General features: G+C 67.6%; 21 protein-coding genes. 6 read left to right on the top strand and 15 right to left on the bottom strand.

Features of this window, described 5'->3' with window-relative positions; genetic code table 11:
- Together P3W85_RS32880 and prpB are read right to left on the bottom strand one after the other, a co-directional pair.
- The coding region (locus P3W85_RS32880) for a citrate/2-methylcitrate synthase (protein WP_276267835.1) at window positions 1-234 on the bottom strand (234 nt) is incomplete at its 3' end.
- An 83-nt stretch (window positions 235-317) separates the two neighbouring features.
- Window positions 318-1,226 (bottom strand): methylisocitrate lyase, encoded by a 909-nt coding sequence (prpB, locus tag P3W85_RS32875; RefSeq protein ID WP_017229720.1) that lies wholly within the window; start codon window positions 1,224-1,226, stop codon window positions 318-320.
- A gap of 42 nt (window positions 1,227-1,268) precedes the next feature.
- Between prpB and P3W85_RS32870 the strand changes: the two genes are divergently transcribed.
- The gene (locus P3W85_RS32870) at window positions 1,269-1,517 is read left to right on the top strand and encodes a hypothetical protein (protein ID WP_276267834.1); all 249 of its coding nucleotides are present in this window, start codon (window positions 1,269-1,271) and stop codon (window positions 1,515-1,517) included.
- On the top strand, window positions 1,514-3,529 hold the full coding sequence (prpR, locus tag P3W85_RS32865; protein ID WP_276267833.1) for a propionate catabolism operon regulatory protein PrpR: 2,016 nt from the start codon (window positions 1,514-1,516) through the stop codon (window positions 3,527-3,529). Before P3W85_RS32870 ends, prpR begins: the two co-directional genes overlap by 4 nt.
- Window positions 3,530-3,548: 19 nt before the next feature.
- Here the strand turns inward: prpR and P3W85_RS32860 are convergent, their stop codons facing one another.
- A complete protein-coding gene (locus tag P3W85_RS32860; protein WP_017227669.1) occupies window positions 3,549-4,556 on the bottom strand; it encodes a cysteine synthase A in 1,008 nt (335 codons plus the stop codon).
- A gap of 169 nt (window positions 4,557-4,725) precedes the next feature.
- Window positions 4,726-5,019 (bottom strand): putative quinol monooxygenase, encoded by a 294-nt coding sequence (locus P3W85_RS32855; protein ID WP_017227670.1) that lies wholly within the window; start codon window positions 5,017-5,019, stop codon window positions 4,726-4,728.
- A 248-nt stretch (window positions 5,020-5,267) separates the two neighbouring features.
- On the opposite strand from P3W85_RS32855, the gene P3W85_RS32850 reads away from it, so the two are divergent.
- Entirely contained in the window at window positions 5,268-5,681 is a 414-nt protein-coding gene (locus P3W85_RS32850; protein WP_017227671.1) for a RidA family protein, read from the top strand.
- 24 nt (window positions 5,682-5,705) lie between these two features.
- On the opposite strand, the gene P3W85_RS32845 is transcribed toward P3W85_RS32850, so the two are convergent.
- The 7 genes from P3W85_RS32845 to P3W85_RS32815 form a co-directional block, all read right to left on the bottom strand.
- Window positions 5,706-7,172, bottom strand: coding sequence for an N-acyl-D-amino-acid deacylase family protein (locus P3W85_RS32845; protein ID WP_276267832.1), 1,467 nt, complete (start codon window positions 7,170-7,172; stop codon window positions 5,706-5,708).
- Window positions 7,173-7,245: 73 nt separating this feature from the next.
- Complete coding sequence (locus P3W85_RS32840; RefSeq protein WP_276267831.1) at window positions 7,246-8,247, bottom strand: ABC transporter ATP-binding protein; 1,002 nt, start codon at window positions 8,245-8,247, stop codon at window positions 7,246-7,248.
- The gene (locus P3W85_RS32835; protein WP_276267830.1) at window positions 8,244-9,272 is read right to left on the bottom strand and encodes an ABC transporter ATP-binding protein; all 1,029 of its coding nucleotides are present in this window, start codon (window positions 9,270-9,272) and stop codon (window positions 8,244-8,246) included. Before P3W85_RS32835 ends, P3W85_RS32840 begins: the two co-directional genes overlap by 4 nt.
- Window positions 9,273-9,289: 17 nt before the next feature.
- Window positions 9,290-10,189, bottom strand: coding sequence for an ABC transporter permease (locus P3W85_RS32830; protein WP_276267829.1), 900 nt, complete (start codon window positions 10,187-10,189; stop codon window positions 9,290-9,292).
- 46 nt (window positions 10,190-10,235) lie between these two features.
- Window positions 10,236-11,171 (bottom strand): ABC transporter permease, encoded by a 936-nt coding sequence (locus tag P3W85_RS32825; RefSeq protein ID WP_276267828.1) that lies wholly within the window; start codon window positions 11,169-11,171, stop codon window positions 10,236-10,238.
- Between the two features lie 41 nt (window positions 11,172-11,212).
- Window positions 11,213-12,796, bottom strand: coding sequence for an ABC transporter substrate-binding protein (locus P3W85_RS32820; RefSeq protein WP_276267827.1), 1,584 nt, complete (start codon window positions 12,794-12,796; stop codon window positions 11,213-11,215).
- Window positions 12,797-12,845: 49 nt separating this feature from the next.
- On the bottom strand, window positions 12,846-14,300 hold the full coding sequence (locus P3W85_RS32815; protein ID WP_276267826.1) for a M81 family metallopeptidase: 1,455 nt from the start codon (window positions 14,298-14,300) through the stop codon (window positions 12,846-12,848).
- A gap of 343 nt (window positions 14,301-14,643) precedes the next feature.
- Between P3W85_RS32815 and P3W85_RS32810 the strand changes: the two genes are divergently transcribed.
- The gene (locus P3W85_RS32810) at window positions 14,644-15,390 is read left to right on the top strand and encodes a helix-turn-helix domain-containing protein (protein ID WP_276267825.1); all 747 of its coding nucleotides are present in this window, start codon (window positions 14,644-14,646) and stop codon (window positions 15,388-15,390) included.
- A gap of 165 nt (window positions 15,391-15,555) precedes the next feature.
- Window positions 15,556-16,767 (top strand): HD-GYP domain-containing protein, encoded by a 1,212-nt coding sequence (locus tag P3W85_RS32805; RefSeq protein ID WP_276267824.1) that lies wholly within the window; start codon window positions 15,556-15,558, stop codon window positions 16,765-16,767.
- A 19-nt stretch (window positions 16,768-16,786) separates the two neighbouring features.
- On the opposite strand, the gene P3W85_RS32800 is transcribed toward P3W85_RS32805, so the two are convergent.
- Window positions 16,787-18,343 (bottom strand): class I adenylate-forming enzyme family protein, encoded by a 1,557-nt coding sequence (locus tag P3W85_RS32800; protein ID WP_276267823.1) that lies wholly within the window; start codon window positions 18,341-18,343, stop codon window positions 16,787-16,789.
- Between the two features lie 73 nt (window positions 18,344-18,416).
- Window positions 18,417-20,057 (bottom strand): acyl-CoA dehydrogenase family protein, encoded by a 1,641-nt coding sequence (locus tag P3W85_RS32795; protein ID WP_276267822.1) that lies wholly within the window; start codon window positions 20,055-20,057, stop codon window positions 18,417-18,419.
- Window positions 20,058-20,177: 120 nt separating this feature from the next.
- Here P3W85_RS32795 and P3W85_RS32790 point away from each other — a divergent pair, with 120 nt between their 5' ends.
- Window positions 20,178-20,819 (top strand): TetR/AcrR family transcriptional regulator, encoded by a 642-nt coding sequence (locus tag P3W85_RS32790; RefSeq protein WP_276267821.1) that lies wholly within the window; start codon window positions 20,178-20,180, stop codon window positions 20,817-20,819.
- A gap of 195 nt (window positions 20,820-21,014) precedes the next feature.
- Here the strand turns inward: P3W85_RS32790 and P3W85_RS32785 are convergent, their stop codons facing one another.
- Both P3W85_RS32785 and P3W85_RS32780 read right to left on the bottom strand, forming a co-directional pair.
- Window positions 21,015-21,809: a peptidylprolyl isomerase gene (locus P3W85_RS32785; protein ID WP_017227910.1), complete on the bottom strand. Its 795-nt coding sequence runs from the start codon at window positions 21,807-21,809 to the stop codon at window positions 21,015-21,017.
- Window positions 21,810-21,813: 4 nt separating this feature from the next.
- Window positions 21,814-22,128 carry a BolA family protein gene (locus P3W85_RS32780; RefSeq protein WP_276267820.1) on the bottom strand — a complete coding sequence of 105 codons (315 nt, stop codon included), beginning with the start codon at window positions 22,126-22,128 and terminating at the stop codon, window positions 21,814-21,816.
- Between the last annotated feature and the right edge of the window lie 24 nt (window positions 22,129-22,152).

The raw sequence follows: 22,152 nt of genomic DNA, 5'->3' as shown, positions 1-22,152 counted from the left end.
CTTGGCCTTGTAGGCGGCCAGTTCGGCGCGGGTGGGGAGCTTGCCGTGCACCAGCAGGTGGGCGATCTCTTCAAACTCGCAGGTCTCGGCGATGTCGAGGATGTCGTAGCCGCGGTAGTGCAGGTCGTTGCCGGTACGGCCGACCGTGCACAGGGCGGTATTGCCGGCGGTCACGCCCGACAGGGCGACGGATTTCTTCGGCTTCGGGGCGGCTAGCGGTTGCGCTTCGGACATGAGGGAGTCTCCTTGGGGATGCTGTGCTGACTGACTTGGCTTGATACGTGGTTGCGGACGTGATGGCCGTCGGGCCGCCGCGCTTACTTGGCCTTGCCCTGGGCGAACAGGGCATCCAGTTTTTGCTCAAAGGCGTGATAGCCGATGCTTTCGTACAGTTCGGCGCGGGTCTGCATGGTGTCGACCACATTCTGCTGCGTGCCGTCGCGGCGTATCGCAGCGTACACGTTTTCGGCAGCCTTGTTCATCGCACGGAAGGCCGACAGCGGGTACAGGATCATCGACACGCCGGCACTGCCCAGTTCATCGCGGGTGAACAGTGGCGTGGCGCCAAATTCGGTGATATTGGCCAGCACCGGCACCTTCACCGCTTCCACGAACTTGCGGTACATGGCGAGGTCGGTCATGGCTTCGGGGAAGATCGCGTCGGCGCCGGCTTCCACGCACGCCACGGCGCGCTCGATGGCCTTGTCCAGGCCTTCCACGGCCAACGCGTCGGTGCGCGCCATGATCACGAAGTTTTCGTCGGTGCGGGCATCGACGGCAGCCTTGATGCGGTCCACCATTTCGCCTTGCGAGACGATTTCCTTGCCGGGGCGGTGGCCGCAGCGCTTGGCGCCGACCTGGTCTTCGATATGCATTGCGCCCGCGCCGAACTTGATCAGCGATTTGGTGGTGCGCGCCACGTTGAAGGCCGAGGCGCCGAAGCCGGTGTCGACGTCCACCAGCAGCGGCACGTCGCACACGTCGGTGATGCGGCGGATATCGGTCAGCACGTCGTCCAGGTTGGAAATGCCCAGGTCCGGCAGGCCCAGCGAGCCCGCGGCCACGCCGCCGCCCGACAGGTAGATCGCGCGGTAGCCGGCGCGCTTGGCCAGCAGGGCATGGTTGGCATTGATGGTGCCGACCACCTGCAGGGGGTGTTCGTCGGCCAGGGCCTGGCGGAAGCGGGCGCCGGCGGAGCGGGCGAGGTCGGAGGTGGAGAAGGTCATGATCTTCGCTTTAGGAGTGGACGGCTGGTAAGCGCAAAGGGTATGCCAGGGCGCGCAGGACGTACATCCAGGCTTTCACGGCGACCGCCCGGCAGGCAGTCAGCCCTTGTCGGGCTTGGTCTGGCGGCGATTCTCAGGCTTCAGTCACGAAATCTGGTGATGTTTTTTGCTCATGTGTTGCATTTCAATAATGAAATTACGTATTTCAAAATTGAAATGCAGGCAGCCGGCGCGCATAATGGCAAGATTAGCCTTCCCCAGGCCTCCGCACCGTTTTTTTCGCTGCCATGACGCTCGGCCTTCCAGCGCCCCTCAATGCGCCTGTCACTGTCAATGCCGCCCGCCCGCGCATCTGGGCGATCGGTATCAGCCGCCTGTCGCGCGCTTTCGCCGACCTGATCCCCGGCTATGCGGCCCAGGCCGAATTCCGCATCGTGGGCAAGGGCTATGCGGCTGCCGCCAGCGCCATCGCCCGCGAAGCCCGCGAGGGCCGGCTCGATGCCGTGGTCGCGGGTGGCTCCAACGGCGCCTATCTGCGCCAGCACGTGGACGTGCCGGTGGTGTTGGTCAAGGTGACCGGGTTCGATGTGATGAGCGCGCTGGCCACGGCAAGGCGCATCTCGCCGAAGGTGGCGCTGGTGACCCATGCCGCGGTCTATCCGGAGGTGGACGAGTTCGTGCGGGCCTTCTCGCTGTCGGTTCCGGCCTACACCTACCTGACCGAGGACGATGCCGCGGCGCGCGTGAAAGCCCTCAAGCAGGAAGGCGTCCAGGTGGTGGTAGGGCCCGGCATGGTGACCGACCTGGCCGACCGGATCGGCCTGATCGGCGTGTTCCTGTACTCGGGCAATTCGGTGCGGGGCGCGCTGGAGGATGCGATCGAAGCGGCCCGCCTGCGCCGTATCGAGTCCGCCCGGCGCGACTACGTCAATACCATCCTGGCCCACCTCAACGAAGGCGTGGCCGCGGTCGACTCGGAAGGGCGCATCCAGACCTATAACCCGGCCATGGAACGTTTCCTCGGTACCGCGCCGGCCGCCGCGCTGGGCCGCAAGCTGCAGACGCTGGCGCCGGCGCTGTCCCTGGACGGCGTGATGCAAAGCGGTAGCAAGGAACTGGAGGCCATCCACAAGCTCGGCGACAAAATGGTGGTGGTCAACCGTATTCCCATCGTGACCGAGACCGGCACTGCCGGCGCCGTGCTCACCCTGCAGGATGCCAATGCCATCCACCGGGTCGACCGCAACCTGCGCTCGCGCAGCCGCGCGCGGCCGGCGGGGGTGCGCTACAGCCTGGACGACCTGGCCGGCGCCTCTCCCGCCATGCACCAGCTGCGCGAGCTGGCACGGCGCTACGCGGCAGTGGACTCCACGGTGCTGGTGGGCGGCGAAAGCGGCACGGGCAAGGAAGTGCTGGCCCAGGGCATGCACGATGCCAGCCCGCGCCGGGTTTTCCCTTTCGTCGCGGTCAATTGCGCGGCCTTTCCCGAAACCCTGCTGGAAAGCGAACTATTCGGCTACGAGGAGGGCGCCTTCACCGGCGCGCGCCGTGGCGGCAAGGCCGGCCTGTTCGAATCCGCGCACAACGGCACGCTGTTCCTGGATGAAGTCGGCGATATGCCGCCTGCCTTGCAGACCCGCCTGCTGCGCGTGCTGCAGGAAAAGCAGGTGTTGCCGATCGGCGGGCTGGACGCGGTGCCGGTCAATGTGAGGGTAATCGCCGCCACCCACCGCGATCTTGGCGAACTGGTGCGCCAGGGCAGCTTCCGCCAGGATCTTTACTATCGCCTCAACATCCTGCGCATCGAGATGCCGCCGCTGCGCGAGCGTGCCGGCGATCTGCCCGAGCTGGCCGAACTGCTGTACCGGCGGGCCCAGGAACGGTTGGGCCAGCCGGCGCCGCAGCCGCTGCCGCAGGCCGTGCGGGCAAGGCTGTCGGGCTATGCCTGGCCAGGCAATATCCGCGAACTGGAGAACGTGACCGAGCGCATCGCCGTGCTGGTGGCAGGCCGCAGGCTGGTCCCGCGCGACCTGCTCGCGGAACTGCAGGCCGCGGCGCCGGAGCTGTTCGGCACGGAACCGGCTGGCGAGCCGGCGCCCGGGCAAGGCGGCCCACGGGGGATGGCAGCAAGGGATGGCCACGGCGAGCCGGCAGCGGGCTCGCTGGCGGGCGTCGCGCGCGCCAGCCAGGCCGAGCATATCCGGCGCGTGCTGGCCGAATGCGGCGGCAACCGTGCCGCCGCCTGTCACCAACTCGGCATCAGCAGCACCACATTGTGGCGGCGCCTGAAAGGGGCGGGTTAGCCAGCAGCCAGGGCGGCGCTCAGTGCCGCGCCCCGACGGGCGGTGCCTGCCGCGGCACCAGCCCCTTGGCGGCCAGCCAGACCGCATTGAACAGGCGCCCGGCATACAGGTCGCCGCGGTCGCAAAGCAGCGTGACGATGGTGTGGCCGGGCCCCATCTCGCGGGCCAGCCACGCTGCGGCCGCTACGTTGATGCCTGACGAGCCGCCCACCCACAGGCCTTCCTCGCGCAACAGCCGGTAAACCATGTCGACGCAGGTCTGGTCGTCGATTCGTACCGCATCGTCGATCGGCGTGTCCGCCAGGTTGGCGGTGACCCGGCTGGAGCCGATGCCTTCGGTGATGGAGTTGCCCTCCGCCTTGACCACATGGTGCTTGACGAACTGATAGAGCCCGCTGCCGTGCGGGTCGGCCAGCACGATGCGGACGGGCGGATTGCGTTCCCGCTCCTTCAGGAAGCGCGCGACGCCCGCCAGCGTGCCGCCGGTGCCGGTTGAGCAGACAAAGGCATCGACCTTGCCCGCGGTGTCATGCCAGATCTCGGGGCCGGTGGTTTCGTAGTGGGCCTGGCGGTTGGCCAGGTTATCGAACTGGTTCGCCCAGATGGCGTTCTCGGTCACCTTGGCCAGGCGGCCCGCCACTTTCTGGTAGTTGTCGGGATCCGCGTAGGGGGCTGCCGGCACCGGCCGTACCTCGGCCCCCAGCAGGCGCAGGCGGTCCATTTTTTCAGGCGACTGGGTATCGGGTATGACCACGATGCAGCGGTAACCCCGCGCCGCGCAGATATGCGCCAGGCCGATACCGGTATTGCCGGCGGTGCCTTCCACCACCGTGCCACCGGGCTTGAGCACGCCGCGCCGCTCGGCGTCGCGGATGATGTAAAGCGCCGCCCGGTCCTTGACCGATCCGCCCGGATTGAGGAATTCCGCCTTGCCGAGGATCTCGCAGCCGGTCTCGGCGCTTAGTCCTGCCAGCCGGATCAACGGCGTATGGCCGACGGTACCGACGAATCCGTCCCTGAGGTCCATGATGCACTCCGAGTATTGCGCTCCTTACGCACTGGAGCGTTACTCAAAGTGATAGATCGGCATTGGGGGAATGACAAGCCGGGGCCGGAAGCCCGGGTGGAGTTGGGCTCGGCTGCAATTGAAAGTGTTTTTTGAGTTGCTTGCTGGGGCGGCAGATTGCGCAGCGACGTCAGGCCGCGTTCAACCACCGGAAATTGATATCGCCTTCGAGGAATTCCTGGCGAGTGGCGTGAAAGTCACGCACGTATTCGCTGTTGAGGTGCGATTCGAGCGCGTGCCTGGAATTCCATTCCATGTAAAGCACGAAGACTTCGGCATCCTCGGCGTCTTCCCCCACGTGGTAGCGCAGGCAGCCCGGCTCCATGGCGCCGCGCAAGCGCAGCGCGGCGAGCTTGGCTCCCAGGACCTCACGGCGGTGGGCCTTGGCGCGAGCGATACCGACGAGCGTGTACGTTGTGGACATTGTGTGACCGGCAAGCGTGTGGCGTGCCATTGTAGCCGCGCGGCCGGGGAGGGGGGCGAATGCCCGAGGGCGCCGGCTGGCTATTTGGGCGGCTTGACAAGCCGGCTGGCGGGTGATGGCGGGGTGCGGGGCGGTCGCGGCAACGCTGGCATAATCGCCTGTGCTTGCCACCCGTAACGCACATGGATGCGTGGGCATGACGCGGAACGGGCCCGCAACTGTCATGGAAATGCTGTCAAGGATCGTCAATGAGCCAGATCGACCGTCTTCGTCTCCCCGAGAACGATCCCGTTTTCGGCAGCAACAAGGTTTTCGACCTCTTCCAGTATTCCCCCGCCGTCACTGCCAACGGACTGGCCTTTATTGCCGGACAGGTCGGCATCCGCCCGGACGGCTCCATTCCCGTAACGCCCAGGGAGCAGATCCAGGTGGCGTTCGAACGCCTGGAAGCCATTCTCGGGCATCTCGGGCTCGGCTTCACCGATCTGGTGGAACTGGTGTCCTATCACGTCAACCCGGCCGAACAGCTTGCCGATTTCCGTGCCGTCAAGGCGCAGTTCATCCGGTCCGACTTTCCCGCCTGGACGATCCTGGGGGTGGCGTCGCTCGCCCGCCCTGAATTCGTGATCGAAATCAAGGCGGTGGCCGCGGTCCGCAAATAGGCGTGCCGGCGCCGTTACCGCCGCTCAGGAGACGGCCGTTCCTTGCCGGGTGATGACCTGCCCGTTGCGCGCGCCGCTATGTGTGCCGTGCCGCCAGGTGATGGCGCCATTGACGATCACGGTGTCGATGCCCTCGGCCGGGCGGGTGGGCGTCTCATAGCTGGCGGCGTCGCGCACGGTCGCGGCATCGAAGATGGCGATGTCGGCGTGGTGGCCCACTGCGAGCGTGCCGCGCTGGTGCAGGCCGAAATTGCGTGCCGTGAGGCCAGTCATCTTCCAGACCGCCGTTTCCAGCGGGAACAGGCCGATCTCGCGGCAGTAGTGGCCCAGTACGCGCGGGAAGGTGCCCCACAGGCGCGGATGCGGGCTTTCGCCAACCGGAATGCCGTCCGAGCCGATCATGGTCTCGTCGAAGGCGAGGATGCGCTGCACGTCGTTCTCGTCCATCAGGAAATAGACCGCGCTGCCCGGTTGCAGGCGGCGCGCGGCCTCGTCCTTGGGGACGCCCCATTCCCGGGCGATATCGTCGAGGTCGCGGCCCGCGCATTCCGGATGCGGCTGGCTGGCGGAGATCAGCACCCGGCCTTCCAGCATGCCGCGGTCGGCGCGGATCATGGTCGAGCCGGCCGTGTACGGGTAGCAGTCGAGCGAGACGCACTGGTGCCGCATGGTCTCCCGGATGAAGGGCAGCGTGACCTGGCTCCTGCCGAAGTTGGCCGTGTTCTGTACCTTGTGGTGCGACACCACCACCGGCACGTCGAGTTCGCGGCCGATGCGGAAGGTTTCTTCCAGCGACTGCATCACCTGGTCGGACTCGTCGCGCATATGCGTCACGTAGAGCGCCTTGCGCGCGCTCAACGGCCGGCACACCGCGATGATCTCCTCGGTCGTCGCCTTGGCGGCGGGCGGGTAGAAGGTGCCGGTCGACAGGCCGATCGCGCCGGCCTGCATGGCTTCCTCCACCAGCGCCTGCATGGCGGCGATCTCTTCGGCGCTGGCGGCGCGGTCGAGCGCCGGCATGGTGACCGCGCGCAGCGTCGAATGGCCGACCATGGCGGCCACATTGACCGAGCTCGGCGCGGCGCGCAGCGCATCGAGATAAGCCGCGAAGGTGGTGAAGCGGCCTTCGGCCGGCGCGTCGATCAGGCTCAGCGGCATCGGCAGGTCCATGTCGGCGCGCAGCGGCGCGGCGCTGATGCCGCAGTTGCCGGCGATCACGGTGGTGACGCCCTGCGAGATCTTGAAGGGCATGGTGGCCTGCGACAGCACGGCCTGGTCGTCGTGCGTGTGCGCATCGATAAAGCCGGGGGCGACGATGCGGTCCGTGGCGTCAAGCGTGCGCTCGGCCGTATGGCCGGCCAGATCGCCGATTGCCGCGATGCGGCCGCCGCTCACGCCGATATCGGCGCTGAAGCGCGGCGCCTTGGTGCCGTCGATCACGGTACCGCCGGCGATCAGCAGGTCGTAGTGGGTGGAAGCGTTGCCTGGCATGGGATTCCTTTCCTTTCGTGATCGTGATGTTGCGAGGTCGTAAGGTCGCGAAGTTGCGATCAGGGTCAGCCGCTCAGCGGAAGTGGCAGGCCACCTGGTGGCTGCCGCCCGAAGCCGAGGGCCGTCCGGCAAGCTCGGGCGCCTGCTCCTTGCATACGGCCTGCGCAAGCGGGCAGCGCGTATGGAAGCGGCAGCCCGCAGGCGGGTTGGCCGGGCTCGGCGGATCGCCCTGCAGCAGCAGGCGCCGGGCTGGCGTGCGCGGGTCGGGCACCGGCACGGCGGAAAGCAGGATTTCGGTGTACGGGTGGAGCGGCGCAGAGAACAAGGCGTCGCGGTCCGCCAGTTCGACGATCTGGCCGAGGTACATCACGGCGACGCGATGGCTGATATGGCGCACCACCGCAAGATCGTGCGCGACGAACAGGTAGGCGATGCCGAACTCGGCCTGCAGGTCCATCAGCAGGTTGACCACCTGCGCCTGCACCGAGACGTCGAGCGCCGACACCGGCTCGTCGCAGACGATCAGCTTGGGGTTGAGAGCGAGCGCGCGCGCGATGCCCAGGCGCTGCCGCTGGCCGCCGGAGAACTCGTGCGGATACTTCTTGACCGCTTCGGGCCGCAAGCCGACCTTGCCGAACAGCCACTGCACGCGCTCGGCGCGTTCCGCGCGCGAGTGCATGCCGAAGTTGCGCAGCGGCTCGGCGACGATCTCGCCGGCCGTCAGGCGCGGGCTCAGCGAGGCATAGGGATCCTGGAAGATGATCTGCAGGTCGCGCCGGCGCAGCCGCATGGCGTGCGCCGAAAGGCCCAGCAGTTCTTCGCCGTCGAGCTGTACCGAGCCCGAGCTGGGCTCGACCAGGCGCAGCACCGATTTGGCGGTGGTGGTCTTGCCGCAGCCGGATTCGCCCACCAGCGAGAGCGTCTCGCCGCGCGTCACGGTGAAGGAGACGCCGTCCACGGCCTGGATGGGGGGCTTGCGCGGCGTCAGCCAGCGCTGCGGCGCGGTGTAGTGCTTCTTGAGCCGTTCGACCCGGAGCAGGGGCGCGGGCGCTGCGGTGGCGGTTGCGGTGTTCATGCGATGGCTTCCTGTTCGGGTTCGATGCGGGATGCTTCCACCGCGAAGCAGGCCACGAGGTGGTCGCCGCCGTGCCGCGTGAGTGGCGGGATATTGCTGTGGCAGCGTGCGTCGGCATGCCGGCAGCGGGCCGCAAACGGGCAGCCGCGGTGCGCCTCCTGCGGCGAGGGCACCAGTCCGGGGATTTCGGCGAGCCGCTGGCTGCTGGTATTCATCGACGGCATCGAGGCCATCAGCGCGCGGGTGTACGGGTGCAGCGGACGGTCGAAGAGCGCCATCACGCCGGCCTCCTCGACCTTGCGGCCGGCGTACATCACGATCACGCGGTCGCAGCTCTCCGCCACCACGCCGAGATCGTGCGTGATCATCACCACGCCCATGCCGAGTTCCTTCTGCAGCCGGCGGATCAGGTCCAGTATCTGGGCCTGGATGGTCACGTCGAGCGCGGTGGTCGGCTCGTCGGCGATCAGCACCTCCGGGTTGCATGCCAGCGCCAGCGCGATCATCACGCGTTGCCGCATGCCGCCCGAGAGCTGGTGCGGGTACTCGTGGACGCGGCGCTCGGGCTCGGGGATCTGCACCAGGCGCAGCATTTCCACCGCGCGCCCGAGCGCTTCGGCCCGGCTCGCGCCCTGGTGCACCTGCACCGTCTCGGCGATCTGCCGGCCGATGGTCAGCACCGGGTTCAGGGAGGTCATCGGCTCCTGGAAGATCATCGAGATGCGGTTGCCGCGGATGCGGCGCATCTCGCGCTCGCTGAGTTGCAGCAGGTCGGTGCCGCGCAGCCGCACGGCACCGCGGATGCGCGCCGGCGGTGTCGGCAGCAGCCGCATGATCGACAGGGCCGTCACGCTCTTGCCGCAGCCGGACTCGCCTACCACGCCGAGAGTCTGGCCGGCGCGCACGGTGTAGGAGACGCCATTGACGGAACGGGCGGGGCCGGTGAGCGTGTCGAAATGGGTGTGGAGATCGTCGACTTCGAGCAGCGGCTCGCCGGTGGCCAGGGCAACGCGGGGCAGGGTCATGGTGTGGCTCCCGGGGTTCAGAGTTGCCGTGCCAGGCGCGGATCGAGCGCGTCGCGCAGTCCGTCGCCCAGCAGGTTGATCGCCAGCACCGTCGCGGCCAGCAGGATGCCGGGGTAGAGGATGATGTGGAAGGCCACGGCGACGAAGTTGCGGCCCTCGGCCATCATATTGCCCCAGCTCGGCGTCTGCGCCGGAACCCCGACGCCGAGAAAGGACAGCGCTGCTTCGGTCAGCACGGCCGCCGCCGACACGAAGGTGGCCTGCACGATCAGCGGCGCCACCATATTGGGCAGCACGTGGCGCACCAGGATCACCGGCAGGCGGGTGCCGACCGCATGCGCCGCCTCGACAAAGAGCTGCTCGCGCAGCGTGAGCGCGAGCGAGCGCACCAGCCGCACCACGCGCGGCACTTCGGGGATGGTGATGGCCACGATCACGGCCGTGAGGCTGGCCTGCGTGACCGCCATCAGCGCGATCGCCAGCAGGATGCCGGGGATCGCCATCAAGCCGTCCATCACCCGCATCACGAAGGAATCGGCCCAGCGCACGAAGCCCGCGGTGAGCCCGAGCAGCACGCCGAGCGCGGTCGCCAGCAGGCCGACCGAGAGGCCGACGATCATCGATACGCGTCCGCCCCAGAGCGCGCGGCTGAACACGTCGCGGCCCAGCGCGTCGGTGCCGAACCAGTGCTCGGCCGAGGGCGGCTGCATGCGCGCCAGCGGGTCGATGTCCTGGGGATCGATGGAGGCGATCCAGGGGGCGCCGATGGACAGCGCGGCGATCACGATCAGCAGCAGCGCGCCGACGATCAGCGTGGGATGCTTGCGCACCCAGCGCCAGCGCGGCAGCACGAAGGGGGCATCGTCCGGCGTCGCCGCGGTGGCAGCGGCATCGGTCGCGGGCAGGGAGGTCGGCATGATGAAAGCGCCCGGGGGCGACGGAAGGTTCAATGAAGGTTCGATTTCAATACTTGATGCGCGGGTCGAACAGGCCGTAGCTCAGGTCGATCAACAGGTTGATCAGCACGTAGACGCCGGCCGAGATCAGCAGCACGCTCTGGATCACGGGGTAATCGTGGCGCTGCACGGAATCGATCACCAGGCGGCCGACGCCAGGAATGGCGAAGACGGTCTCGGTGACGACCACGCCGCCGATCAGCAGCGCGATGCCGATGCCGACCGTGGTGGCGATCGGGATGGCGGCGTTGCGCAGCGCGTGGCCCAGCACCGGCAGCACGCCCAGGCCCTTGGCGCGCGCGGTGCGGATGTAGTCCTCGTGCAACACCTCGAGCACGGTGGCGCGCGTCATGCGGGTCACCAGCGCGATATAGACCATGGCGAGGTTGACGCAGGGCAGCACCAGGCTGCGCAGCCATTGGCCGATGCCGTCGGCAAAGCGCGCGTATCCCTGTACCGGGAACCACGGCAGCTGGATGGCGAAGGCATAGACCAGCAGGTAGCCGACCAGGAACACCGGCAGCGAAAAGGCCAGCACCGCGAACAGCATCACCAGCCGGTCCACCCAGGTGCCGGCGCGGTAGGCCGCCAGCGTGCCCAGCGGCACCGCTACCAGCAGGGTCAGCAGCATGGTCAGCGCGGCGATGGAGGCAGTCGGTTCCAGCCGCTGCGCCAGCAACTCGGCGACCGGCACCTGGGTGAAGATCGAGGTGCCGAGATCGCCGGTCGCGAGCCTGCCGAGCCATAGCGTGAACTGCTGCCAGAGCGGCCGGTCCAGGCCCAGCGCCCCGCGCAGCCTGGCGATGTCGTCGGCGGTCGCGAGGTCGCCGGCGATCAATGCCGCGGGGTCGCCCGGCGTCAGGTGGATCAGCAGGAATACCACGACGGCCACCACTGCCATCACGGGGAGCGTCGCGGCCAAGCGTCGGAGAAAATAGCCCATGTCGTCGTGTCGCCTCGGTCGGTGGTCCTGTTTTTCTTGTCTTACTTGTCGAGCATCCACACCGTGGGCATGCCGGCCCACAGCTTGTCCACGCCCTTCAGGCTGGCGCGTGCCGCGAAGGCGGCCGAATACTGACCCGCGTTCACATAGGGCACCGCCTCGTAGGCGCGTTTCTGGAAGGCCTCGAGCAATTCCTTGCGCTTGGCCGGCACGGTCTCGCGGATCCAGGCGGTGCGCAGTTCGTCGAGCGGCTTGTCGCAAGGCCAGCCGGGCAGGCTGCCGCCGCAGGCGGCGCTGAGATAGGCATTGGTGACCGGCGAATTCGAGTCGAACTCTCCCGCGACCGTCACATACATATTCCAGCCGCCGGCCTCGGGCGCATCGCGCTTGGCGCGGCGCGCGCCGATCGAGGCCCAGTCCATGTTCTGCATGTCCACGTTCATGCCCATGCTGCGCATGGTCTGCGCCGCCATCAGGGCCTCGGCGTTGAGCTGGGGCACGTCGGTCGGCACCAGCAGCACCACCTTTTCGCCCTTGTAGCCGGATGCGCCAAGCAATTGCTTGGCGCGGGCGATGTCGGCCTTGCGGTAGGGCTCGGCGCCGGCGGTGGTCGCGTTGGGGCCGCCGCAGATGAAATAGGTGGCGCAGTAGGGCATGCGCATGTCGAGCGGGTAGCCCATGGCGGCGGTGAAACGGTCCTGGCTCACTGCCTGCAGGAAGGCCTGGCGCACCTTGGGATTGTTGAAGGGCGGATGCAGCTGGTTCATCACCAGCACGCCCTGGTAGGCGCCGCCCGAGCCGATCTTGATGCCGGTGTCGGCGCGCAGCGGGGCGATATAGTCCGGCGGCACCTGTTCGATCACGTCGACCTCGCCGCGCTTGAGCGCCGCGATGGCGCTGTTGGCGTCCGGCAGGTAGAGCCATTCGACGCGGTCGAAATGGCTCTTCTTGCTGCCTGCGAGACCGCTGGGCGGCTCGCTGCGCGCCACGTAGTTCGGGTTGCGCACGAACACTGCCTTGTTGCCTGGCACCCATTCGTCGCGCTTGAAGATGAAGGGGCCGGAACCCAGCACCTCGGGCAGCGGCGAGGTGGCGGGCATCCTGGCCAGGCGCTCGGGCAGGATCACCGGTGGGAAGCCCGACGGCTTGGCCAGCGCGTCGAGCACCATGCCGAAGGGCTGTGCGAGCGAGAGCGTGAAGCTGCGCGCGTCCACTGCCTTCCATTCGGCACCGGCGTCGCCCATGGCGCGGCCGAGGTTGTCGCGCGCGCCCCAGCGCTGCAGCGAGGCGACGGCGTCGGCGGCGGTGACGGGGCTGCCGTCCGAGAACTTGAGGCCGGGCCGCAAGGTGAAGCTCCACTGCTTGCCGTCCTTCGAACTGCTGTACTTCTCCACCATCTGGGGTTGCGGCCTGCCATTCGCATCCTGCGCGAACAGCGTGTCGTAGACCATGTAGCCGAAATTGCGCGTGATGTAGGCGGTGGTGAAGGTCGGGTCGAGGATCTTCAGGTCGGCGTGCGCCACGACCTTCAGCGTCTTGGTCTGCGCCAGGACGGGGAAGCTGGCGCCGGCGAGGACAAGGGCGCTCGCGGCGAGGGCCGCTAGCAGGGAGCGATTCGGTTTCATCTGCAGGTCTCCGTTGTTGTCGTTGTGATATCGAACCGGCGGGCGGCGCTCAGGCCGCGGCGCCGTCGAGCGGCCATTTGGGCCGGCGGACCTTGCGATAGGGCAGGGTCGACAGGTCGAGCGTCACGGCGCCGGGCGCCCCCGCGTAGATCACGTGTTTCGCCACCTTCGAGAAGGACGCATAGAAGTGCTGCGAGGACTTGACCACGACGATCTTCTTGCGCGCGAGGTCGCAGCCCAGCTGTGTGAAGAGGTCCGTGCCCATGGCCTGGTTGCGCAGGGTGATCAGCACGATCTCGATGCCGCCTGCTTCCACCAGCGCGCAGTCGCCCATCTGCACCGGCGTGTTCGACAGGCCGGTCATGACCATGTCGGCCCGCAGCGCCTTGACCGTGCAGTCCAGGTCCAGCGGATCGCCCGAAAGCGGGCTGATCTTGCCGCCGATGCGCATGGCCAGGCGCGCGCCGGCGCCGGCATCGAAGGCGATGCGCACCGCGATCGGGTCCCAGAGCGGGCCCACCGCGGCGCTGCCGATGCCGCGCTCGATCATGCGCCGCAGGATAAAGGTGGAATCGCTGGCCGCGCCGCCGCCCGGGTTGTCGGCGCCATCGGCCAGCACCACCGGGCCGCCGTCGAAGGCCAGCGCCTCGTCCAGCGCGGTGTCGATATCGGGGTAGCGTACCGCGAGCGCCTCGCGCATGCCGATGAGTTCGTCCGCCAGCCGGCGGGCCAGCGCATTGGCCTTGGCCTGGTCGCCGTCAGTGTAGACCAGCACCTTGGTGCCCATCTCGGGCACGTCTCCCCAGGAGAAGCCATGCGCGATGGAGACCGACAGCACGCCGTCCCGGCCTTCCAGCGCCTGGATGCGGTCGACGAAGCCGCGCGCCGGTTCGCGCGAGGTGTGGACGGTGACGATCATCTCGCAGTCGACCACCGAGGCCACCGGCCGGATCTTGCCCTCCACCTTGGCCGCGCACAGGTCGACCAGCTCCAGGGCGCGCTCCAGCACGTCGGTATGCGGGTATTCCTTGAACGCGATCAGCAGGTCGGCGTGGTTCACCATGTCCGGCGTCAGGTGGCTGTGCGGATCCAGCTCCGCGCCAATCACCACTGCGGGGCCGACGATGGCGCGCACCCGCCGCAGCAGGTCGCCCTCGCAGTCGTCATAGCCATCCGCCACCATCGCGCCGTGCAGGCCCAGCAGCACCATATCGACCGGCAGCGCGGCGCGCAGGTCCGCCAGCAGTTCCTCGCGCAGGGTTTCGTAGGCGTGGCGGGTGGTGGTGCCGCTGGGCTGCGCGCCGGCCACCAGACCCTCGAGCAATTGCCAGCCGCGCTCCTTGCCGCGCATCCGTGCGGCCCACAGCGGTCCCGAGAAGAACGTCATCTGGTCCGGATGCTGCCCGGCCGGGAAGTAGCCGCGATCCCGGAACGAGGCAAGGCCGGTGGGCATCGGGCCGAAGGTGTTGGTTTCGGTAGCGAGGGAAGCACTGAAGACACGCACGATGGTGAACTCCTGTGTGTGGAGGTTGGGGGGAGACGCTGAGGTATCTGGCGAAGCGTTCCGGCTCCGCCGCCCGGCCCGGTGCGACGGATGCGCTGGCGATGCAGCCACCGGTTACCGGCAAGCGGCGAAGACCATGCGCATGGAAGCGGCGGGGCTCGGCGGACTCATGGGCCCGCCTGCTTTGGAATGGGACTGAGTGTATTTAAGAATTTGCGAATATGCAAATTGCGAATGCGCAAATTCTGGTCTAGAGTGCGCTTCATCAGGGTTGTTCCCGATGTGGCCGGCTGATAGCATCCGATCCTCGCATCCCGTCCAACGGCAAAAAATGGAAGCACGCTTGAAAACACAGATCGGTCCAGGGCGCAAGGGCGAGGAGGGTGGCGACAGCGACGAATCCCGCACGCTCGATCGGGAGACCTTCGGCAAGCGCCTGCGCAGCGCGCGCAAGGGCTTCGGCTGGACGCTCGCGCATCTGGCGGCGTTGTCGGGCGTGTCGATCACTACCATCTCGCGTGCCGAACGCGGGCAACTTGCGCTTGGCTATGAGAATTTCGCTGCGCTGGGCCGGGCGCTGCAGATGGACATGGGCTCGATGTTCGCGGGCGCCGGGGTGCAGCCTGCGCCGTTCCAGGGGCCGGTGGTGACGCGGGCAGGCGAGGGCGTGACTTACCGTGGAACGTCGTTTTCCTATGAGTTCCTCGGCACCGAGGCGGTGGGAAAGCAGATGATCCCGGTTGTCAGCACGGTCCATGCACGCCGCATCGCGGGGCCCGAGGACTTCGCGCGCCATCCCGGCGAGGAATTCGTCTACGTACTCTCCGGCGAGATCGAGGTCCATTTCGACAACGGCGAGATGGTGCACCTGGCGCGCGGCGATTCGCTGTATTTCGATGCCGGCCAGGGGCACGCCTATATCAGCCTGAGCCGGCAGCTTGCCCGGATCGTGGGCGTGATGACCAGCGAGAGCAGTTTCATGAAATCGGCGCAGGCCGGAGAGAGGGAGGCCATGCCGAAGCGCATTGCCGAGCCGGCTTCGGAGAAGGCCGCCGGCGGCAAAGGCAAGGGCCGGGGCAAAGCGCGATGAGCCAGGCATGAGCGCTCTCGCGCAGACGCCGCCGCGGTATCCGGACGAGTCCATTTGCAGGCAGCGTTCCCGCCGTCTTGCGCGGGGTGCCTAAAGTTCTCCCGCCCCCTGCCGTTAAGCGGCCACGCCCTATTCAATCCTTACATGGGGACGCGAGGAGCTGGCATGCTGAAACGGATCAGGACCCAACAGCTACAAGTCGGAATGTTCGTGGCCCGGCTGGGCGGACCGTGGATCGATCACCCGTTCTGGCGTTCGCGTTTCCTGGTTAGCAGCCAGGAGCAGATCGACCAGATCGTGGCCTCCAAGGTCGACGAGGTATGGATCGACCTGCTCAAGGGCCACGGCATGCCCGTCACCACGCCACTGGCCACGTCCGGTTCGCTGGCGGTCAGGCCGGTGCCCGACGAGCCGGTTGGCGCGGTGCCGCAATCGGCGGTACCGCTGGAGGTGGAGTTCGGGCTGGCCCGGGAGGTGCTGAAGAACGGCAAGACGGTGGTCGGCTCGATGTTCACCGACGCCCGCATGGGCCGCGCGCTGGAGGTGGAAGGCGCCCTGATGCTGGTCGACTCCGTATCCAATTCCCTCACGCGTCATTCGCAGGCCCTGATCGCGCTGGCACGGCTGAAGGTCCGGGACGACTACACCTATCTGCACTCCTTCGCCGTTTGCGCGCTGATGATAGCGCTCGGGCGCACCCTTGGGCTGGGCCATGGCGAGGTGCAGCAGCTCGGGCTGGCGGGACTGGTGCACGATATCGGCAAGATCGCGGTTCCCGCGCAGGTGCTGCACAAGCAGGGCGAGCTGAGCGCAGCCGAGGTGGAGATGGTGCAGCGCCACCCTTCCGCCGGCTACCGCGTTCTCAACGAGGCCAGGCTCTATAGCAATATCCCGCTGGATGTCTGCGTGCACCACCACGAGCGGATCGACGGGCGCGGCTATCCCTTCGGCCTGCACGGGCACGAGATCAGCATCCATGCCAAGATCGCGGCGGTATGCGACACCTATGATTCGCTGACCTCCAGCCGCCCCGGGCACGAAGCCTGGACGCCGGCGCGGGCGCTCGAGTACATGGCGGTGCGGGTGGATACGCTGTTCGACCGCACGGTGTTCCAGGGCTTTACCCGTTCGATCGGCATCTACCCGCTGGGCACCGTGCTGCGGCTGCGCTCCGGGCGGCTGGCCGTGGTGTTCGCGCAGAACGACAACGAGCCGCTGCGCCCGCGCGTCAAGGTGTTCTACTCGGTCAGCGAGGCCACCCACCTGAACGCGGAAACGCTCGACCTGAGCCGGGCCGAAGACACCGTGGTTGGCTTCGAGGATCCCGCGCAGTGGGGCTTTCGCGACGAGCAGTTGCTGGAGCTGTGCGCGGCGTGACGGCGTGGCAGCGGGCCGCTCAGGGCGAGGGACCCGCCGCCCGGCCCGCGCGCAGCACATGCTTCATCAGCTTGCCGCTGGGCGTGCGCGGCAGTGTGGCGTGGATCTCGAACAGGCGCGGGATCTTGTAGCGCGCCAGGCGCGGCGCGAGGAAGTCGCGCAGCGCGCGGAAGTCCTCGTCCGCGAGCATGGCGGGATCCTGGCCAGGTTTTGGGACGATGCATGCCGCCACCGTCTCGCCCCATTCCGGATGGGGCCTGCCTACCACGGCCACGTCCTGTACCAGGGGGTGCGCCGCGAGCGCGTCTTCGACTTCCTTCGAGTAGACGTTTTCACCGCCGGTGATGATGACATCCTTGCTGCGGTCGACGATGTAGAGGAAGCCCGCGTCGTCGAGCCGGGCCAGGTCGCCGCTGCCGTACCAGCCGTCGGCGCCCAGCGCGGCGCGGCTGGCGGCGGGATCGTCCAGGTAGCCCTGCATCAACGCCACCGAGCGCATCTGGATCTCTCCGACCTGGCCGGGCAGGGTGGGGCTGCCGTCGGCCGAGCGGACCCGCAACTGCACGCCCGGCATGCCGATGCGGCCGATCGAGCCGGCCCGCTCGAGCGCGTCGCCGGCGTACAGCGCCGTGCCGAGCGGCCCGGTCTCCGACATGCCGTAGACCTGGATGAAGTTGGGCGAACCATAGGCTTCGATCAGCAGGCGGGCCTGTTCCGCGCCGATGGGGCCGCCGCCGTAGATCCACTTGCGCATGGAGCCCAGCCGGTAGCGGCGGAAATCGGGCACCGCGTGCAGCGGCGCCAGCAGCGCGATGGGCGCGCAGAAGGTGGCGGTAACCGCCTCGTCCTCGATGATCTGCAGGAAGGCCGCGGGCTGGTACTCGCGCAGCAGCACCACCGTGCCACCCATCAGCAGCGTGGCCATGGTCCAGTTGTTCAGCGGCGAGGCGTGCCAGATCGGCATGGCGATCAGCATGCGCTCGTCGTGGCCGATGGCCATGCCCGCGGCGGTCGCCAGCGCGGCGGCAAAGACGTTGCGGTGCGAGTGCAGGCAGCCCTTGGGCTTGCCGGTGGTACCGGATGTGTAGAGGATCTCCGCCAGTACGTTCTCGTCCCGCGCATCGCCTTGGGCGGGCGCCGCCGGCCAGGGCTCGGCAACGCTTGCCAGCGTATCGAACGAGGGCGTGCCGGCGCATTCGCCGCCGGTGGCCAGCCGCGCGAAGTCGCCGGGCACGCGTGCCAGCACCGGTGCCAGGCTGGCGTCATGGACACAGGCCCTGATGCCCGCATGCCCCACGATGTATTCCACCTCGGGCGCCTGCAGCTTGTGGTTGACGGGCACCACCACCGCGCCCAGGCGCAGCGCGCCGAACATGGCGGCCAGGAAGCCTGGCGTGTTCAGGCACATCAGCGCCACGCGGCCGCCCGCACGCACGCCGTGCGCATGCAGCACCGTGGCGGCGCGGCGGGACAGGTCGCTGAACTCGGCATAGCCGATGCTGCGCCCCTGGTAGCGCAGCATCGCCTTGTCCGGATGGTTGCGCGCGGACGCTTCCAGCATGGAAACCAGATGCAAGGTGTGTCTCCCCAAGCCGCGTGGACGCGGCGTTCTTTCCAGTGGATGGCGGATGGGTGGCGGTGGCCCGGCTTCAGGCGGCCCAGGCCAGCTCCAGCAGGCGCGCGGCGTCGCCGTTGCCCGCGCTGATCCCCATCACCGCGCCCCAATCCGGGTCGAAACGGCTGGCAATGAAAGCCTGCGCGGTGGCCGCGTCGGCGTGCTGGAGCATCAGGCAGGCCTGGGCCGTGAGCACCAGCCGCGTGGTGGTGCGGCGGGCCTCGGCCTGCTGTTCGTCTTCAGGCAGGCGCAGTGCCGCGCGCAGCGCGGCCACGCTGGCCTGGATACGCGGCTCGCCCGCGCCGACGGTGCTCATCTGTTCCAGTACGCGCAGGTAATCCTCGGGGTTGCGGCCAATGGCGCGCAGCACGTCCAGGCACATCACATTGCCCGAGCCCTCCCAGATCGAGTTGACGGGCGCTTCGCGGAACAAGCGGCCCATCGGGCCGTCCTCCACATAGCCGTTGCCGCCGAAGACTTCCATGGCTTCGCCGGTCATCTCGACCGCGCGCTTGCAGATCCAGAATTTGGAAGCGGGCGTGAGGATGCGGCGCCAGGCCAGCCGGGCGGGATCGTCGGTGGCTTCGAAGGCGGTGGCGAGATCCATGGCGAGCAGCATTGCGGCTTCGCTTTCCAGCGCCATGTCGGCCAGCAGCCTGACCATCAGCGGCTGGCGGATCAGCGGCTTGCCGAAGGCGCTGCGATGGCGCGCGTAGTGCAGGGACTGCACCAGCGCATGGCGCAGGAAGCCCGCACTGGACAGCGAGCAGTTCAGGCGGCTATAGGTGGCCATCTCCAGGATGGTGGGAATGCCGCGGCCTTCCTCGCCCACCATGACGCCCCAGGCTTCGCGGAATTCCACTTCGCTGCTGGAGTTGGAGCGGTTGCCGACCTTGTCCTTGAGGCGCTGGATCTCGATCGGGTTCTTGTTGCCGTCCGGCCGCCAGCGCGGCACGAAGAAGCAGGAGGAGCCGGCTTCGGTATTGGCCAGCACCAGGTGGGCATCCGACATCGGCGAGGAGAAGAACCACTTGTGACCGGTGATGAGGTACTCGGCGCCGCGCCCTTCGCCGCGGCTGGGCACCGCGCGGGTGGTGTTGGCGCGCACGTCGGAGCCGCCTTGCTTTTCGGTCATGCCCATGCCGACGTTGATCGAGCGCTTGTGCTCGATGGGGATATCGCGCGGATCGTAGGCCTGGGTCAGCAACTTGTCGCCGAACTGTGCGAACAGTGCGGGCTCCTTGCGCAGCACCGGGATGCAGGCCTGGGTCATATTGGTGGGGCAGAGCGAGCCGGACTCGATCTGGCAATGCATATAAAGCGAAGCCGCGTACGCGGGCCAGGCCGAGGGGCGCGTGTCGGCAAACGGCAGGTTGGCCAGCCCGCTCCTGCGCGCAATGGTCATCATCTCGTGCCAGCCCGGGTGGAAGCGCACCTGGTCGATGCGCTCGCCGGTGCGCGAGTGCGTGTGCAGCTCGGGATGGTAGCGGTTGGCATCCTCGGCATGGCGGATGGTTGCCTCGGCACCAAGCACCGCGCCCTGGCGCTCCAGTTCCGCCTCGCTCCAGTCCGCGCCGGCGCGCGCGACAGCGCGGCGCAGACCGGGATCGCTGGTAAAGAGGTTGTAGTCCTTGAGTTCGGGTACCTGGTTGGTGATGGCGTGGGTAGCGTGCATGGCGAGCTGTCTCCTTGGGCCGGGCCGGCGGGGCTCGTTGCCGCCCCGTTGTCGCCCGTTAGATTCGAGAGATCATTCTAGATACAATGCCCAGCCTGCATGTTCGGCTTTCGGAGCACCATGAACCCACAGCAGAAAGGCCCGGCAAAGCCGCGGCGCAGGCCGGTGCAATCCCGTTCCTGGCAGACATCGCTGGCCATCCAGGAGGCCTTTGTTCGGCTTTTGGCCGCGCACGATTACGCGCAGGTGACGATCCGCGCCATCGTCGACCTGGCCGGCGTGGGTCTGGGTACCTTCTACGAGTACTTCGGCAGCAAGGAAGAACTGGCGCGGGTGTGCCTGCACCTGCGCGCCAAGCGCATCGTGCTGGCGATGGACGAATGCCTGGCGCAACGCCGGGGCGAGCCCATCGTGGACATCGTGGATGCGCTGATCTCCGTCAATGTGGAACACCACAGGGAGACGCCCGAGCGCTGGGGGCCGATCTACCTGCTGGAGCGGCATCATTCGGGGCGCGCGGCGTATCGGGAGATGTATGGGCGATTCGTGGCGCGGTGGAGCCGGGCGCTGCTAGGCGCCGCCGACGCGCCGCATGCCGCCGTGGTCGAAGAGGCCGCTGTGACGCTGCAGGCCATCGTCTATGGCCTGATTTCGCATGCTTGCATCGATGAGGGGGAGGGGATCGATTTTCCCGGGCTGATGAGGCGGCTGCGCGGCGCGGCACATGGTTACCTGGCTACGCTGGGCGCGCGGGATGGCTGAAGGGAGCGTCCCGCAGCGCATGGCGACGCTGCCAGGATGCGCCAAAGCCGTCTGAAATGGCGACGGCAGGCAGCAAACAAACGGTTGAGGGGGCTCGCTCCGGCTGCCGGCACCTGGTGCCGCCGCCACGGGCCACCAAAACAAAACCGGCGCCATCGGCGCCGGTTTTCCTGTCGCAGGGCAGCGCAAGCCAGCTTACTGGATCTTGGCCTTTTCCTTGAGCGCCTTCATCATCGCCTGGAACTGCTCGCGCTGCCAGTTCTGGTCGCCCATCAGCATTTGCACCAGCTGCGGCTTGACTTCTTCGAACGTGGGGATCTTGGCGTCGCGTACGTCGTCGAGCTGGATGATGTGCCAGCCGAACTGGGTCTTGACCGGGGTGTCGGTCATCTGGCCCTTCTTCAGGGCCGTCATGGCCGCCGAGAATTCCGGCACGTAGCTGCTGCTGTTGGCCCAGTCGAGATCGCCGCCGTTGGCCGCGGAGCCCGGGTCCTTGGACGAGGCCTTGGCCATGTCCTCGAACTTGGCGCCGGCCTTGATCTTGGCGATGATGGCGCGCGCGTCGGCTTCTTTCTCCACCAGGATGTGGCGGGCGTGGTATTCCTTGCCGCTGCCGAACTGGGACTTGATCTTCTCGTACTGCTTGCGCAGTTCGTCGTCGCTGGCGCCGTGGGTCTTGACGTAGTCTTCGAACACCGCACCGGCCAGCACGTTCAGCTTGGCCTGTTCCAGTTGTTCCTGCAGGTCGTCGCGCTGGGTCAGGCCCCGCTTGTTGGCTTCCTGCAGCAGCAGCTCACGGTCGATCAGCATGGTGCGGGCACGGTCGCGCAGCTCGGCGCTGGGAGGCTGGCCGGTGCTGGCAATCAGCTTGTCCAGCTTGGCCGAGGGGATCGCCTTGCCATTCACGACGGCGGCGTTCTGGGCGAGGGCGGGCAAGCTGCCAGCGGCAAGCACAGCCGCCAGGCTGAACGAGAGGACGGTGGTCTTCATGGAATCAGGTCTGAGAGTTGCTCGAGGAATCGCGGGAGGTTTCGCGGGATTCAAGTTCTTGGTCGGTCAGCGCGGTCACGGCCAGCGCGTGAATTTGTGCGGGGAACAGATCGCGCAGCGCATCATACACCATGCGGTGGCGTGCCACCCGGGTACTGCCGGCAAATTGCGCGCTGACAATGGTCACGTGATAGTGCCCGCCACCCGAGGCGGCACCGGCGTGGCCGGCGTGCAGCGCGCTGTCGTCGCGCACCGTAACACTGGAGGGGGAGAGGGCTGCGCGCAGCAGGGCTTCGATTTGTGCGGGTTCGGCGGCCATCGGCGGTTGTGCGTGTCCTGGTGG

This window comes from Cupriavidus basilensis, assembly GCF_029335485.1.
GTDB lineage: Bacteria > Pseudomonadota > Gammaproteobacteria > Burkholderiales > Burkholderiaceae > Cupriavidus > Cupriavidus basilensis_E.
This window is presented reverse-complemented; position numbering and strand designations above follow the sequence as displayed.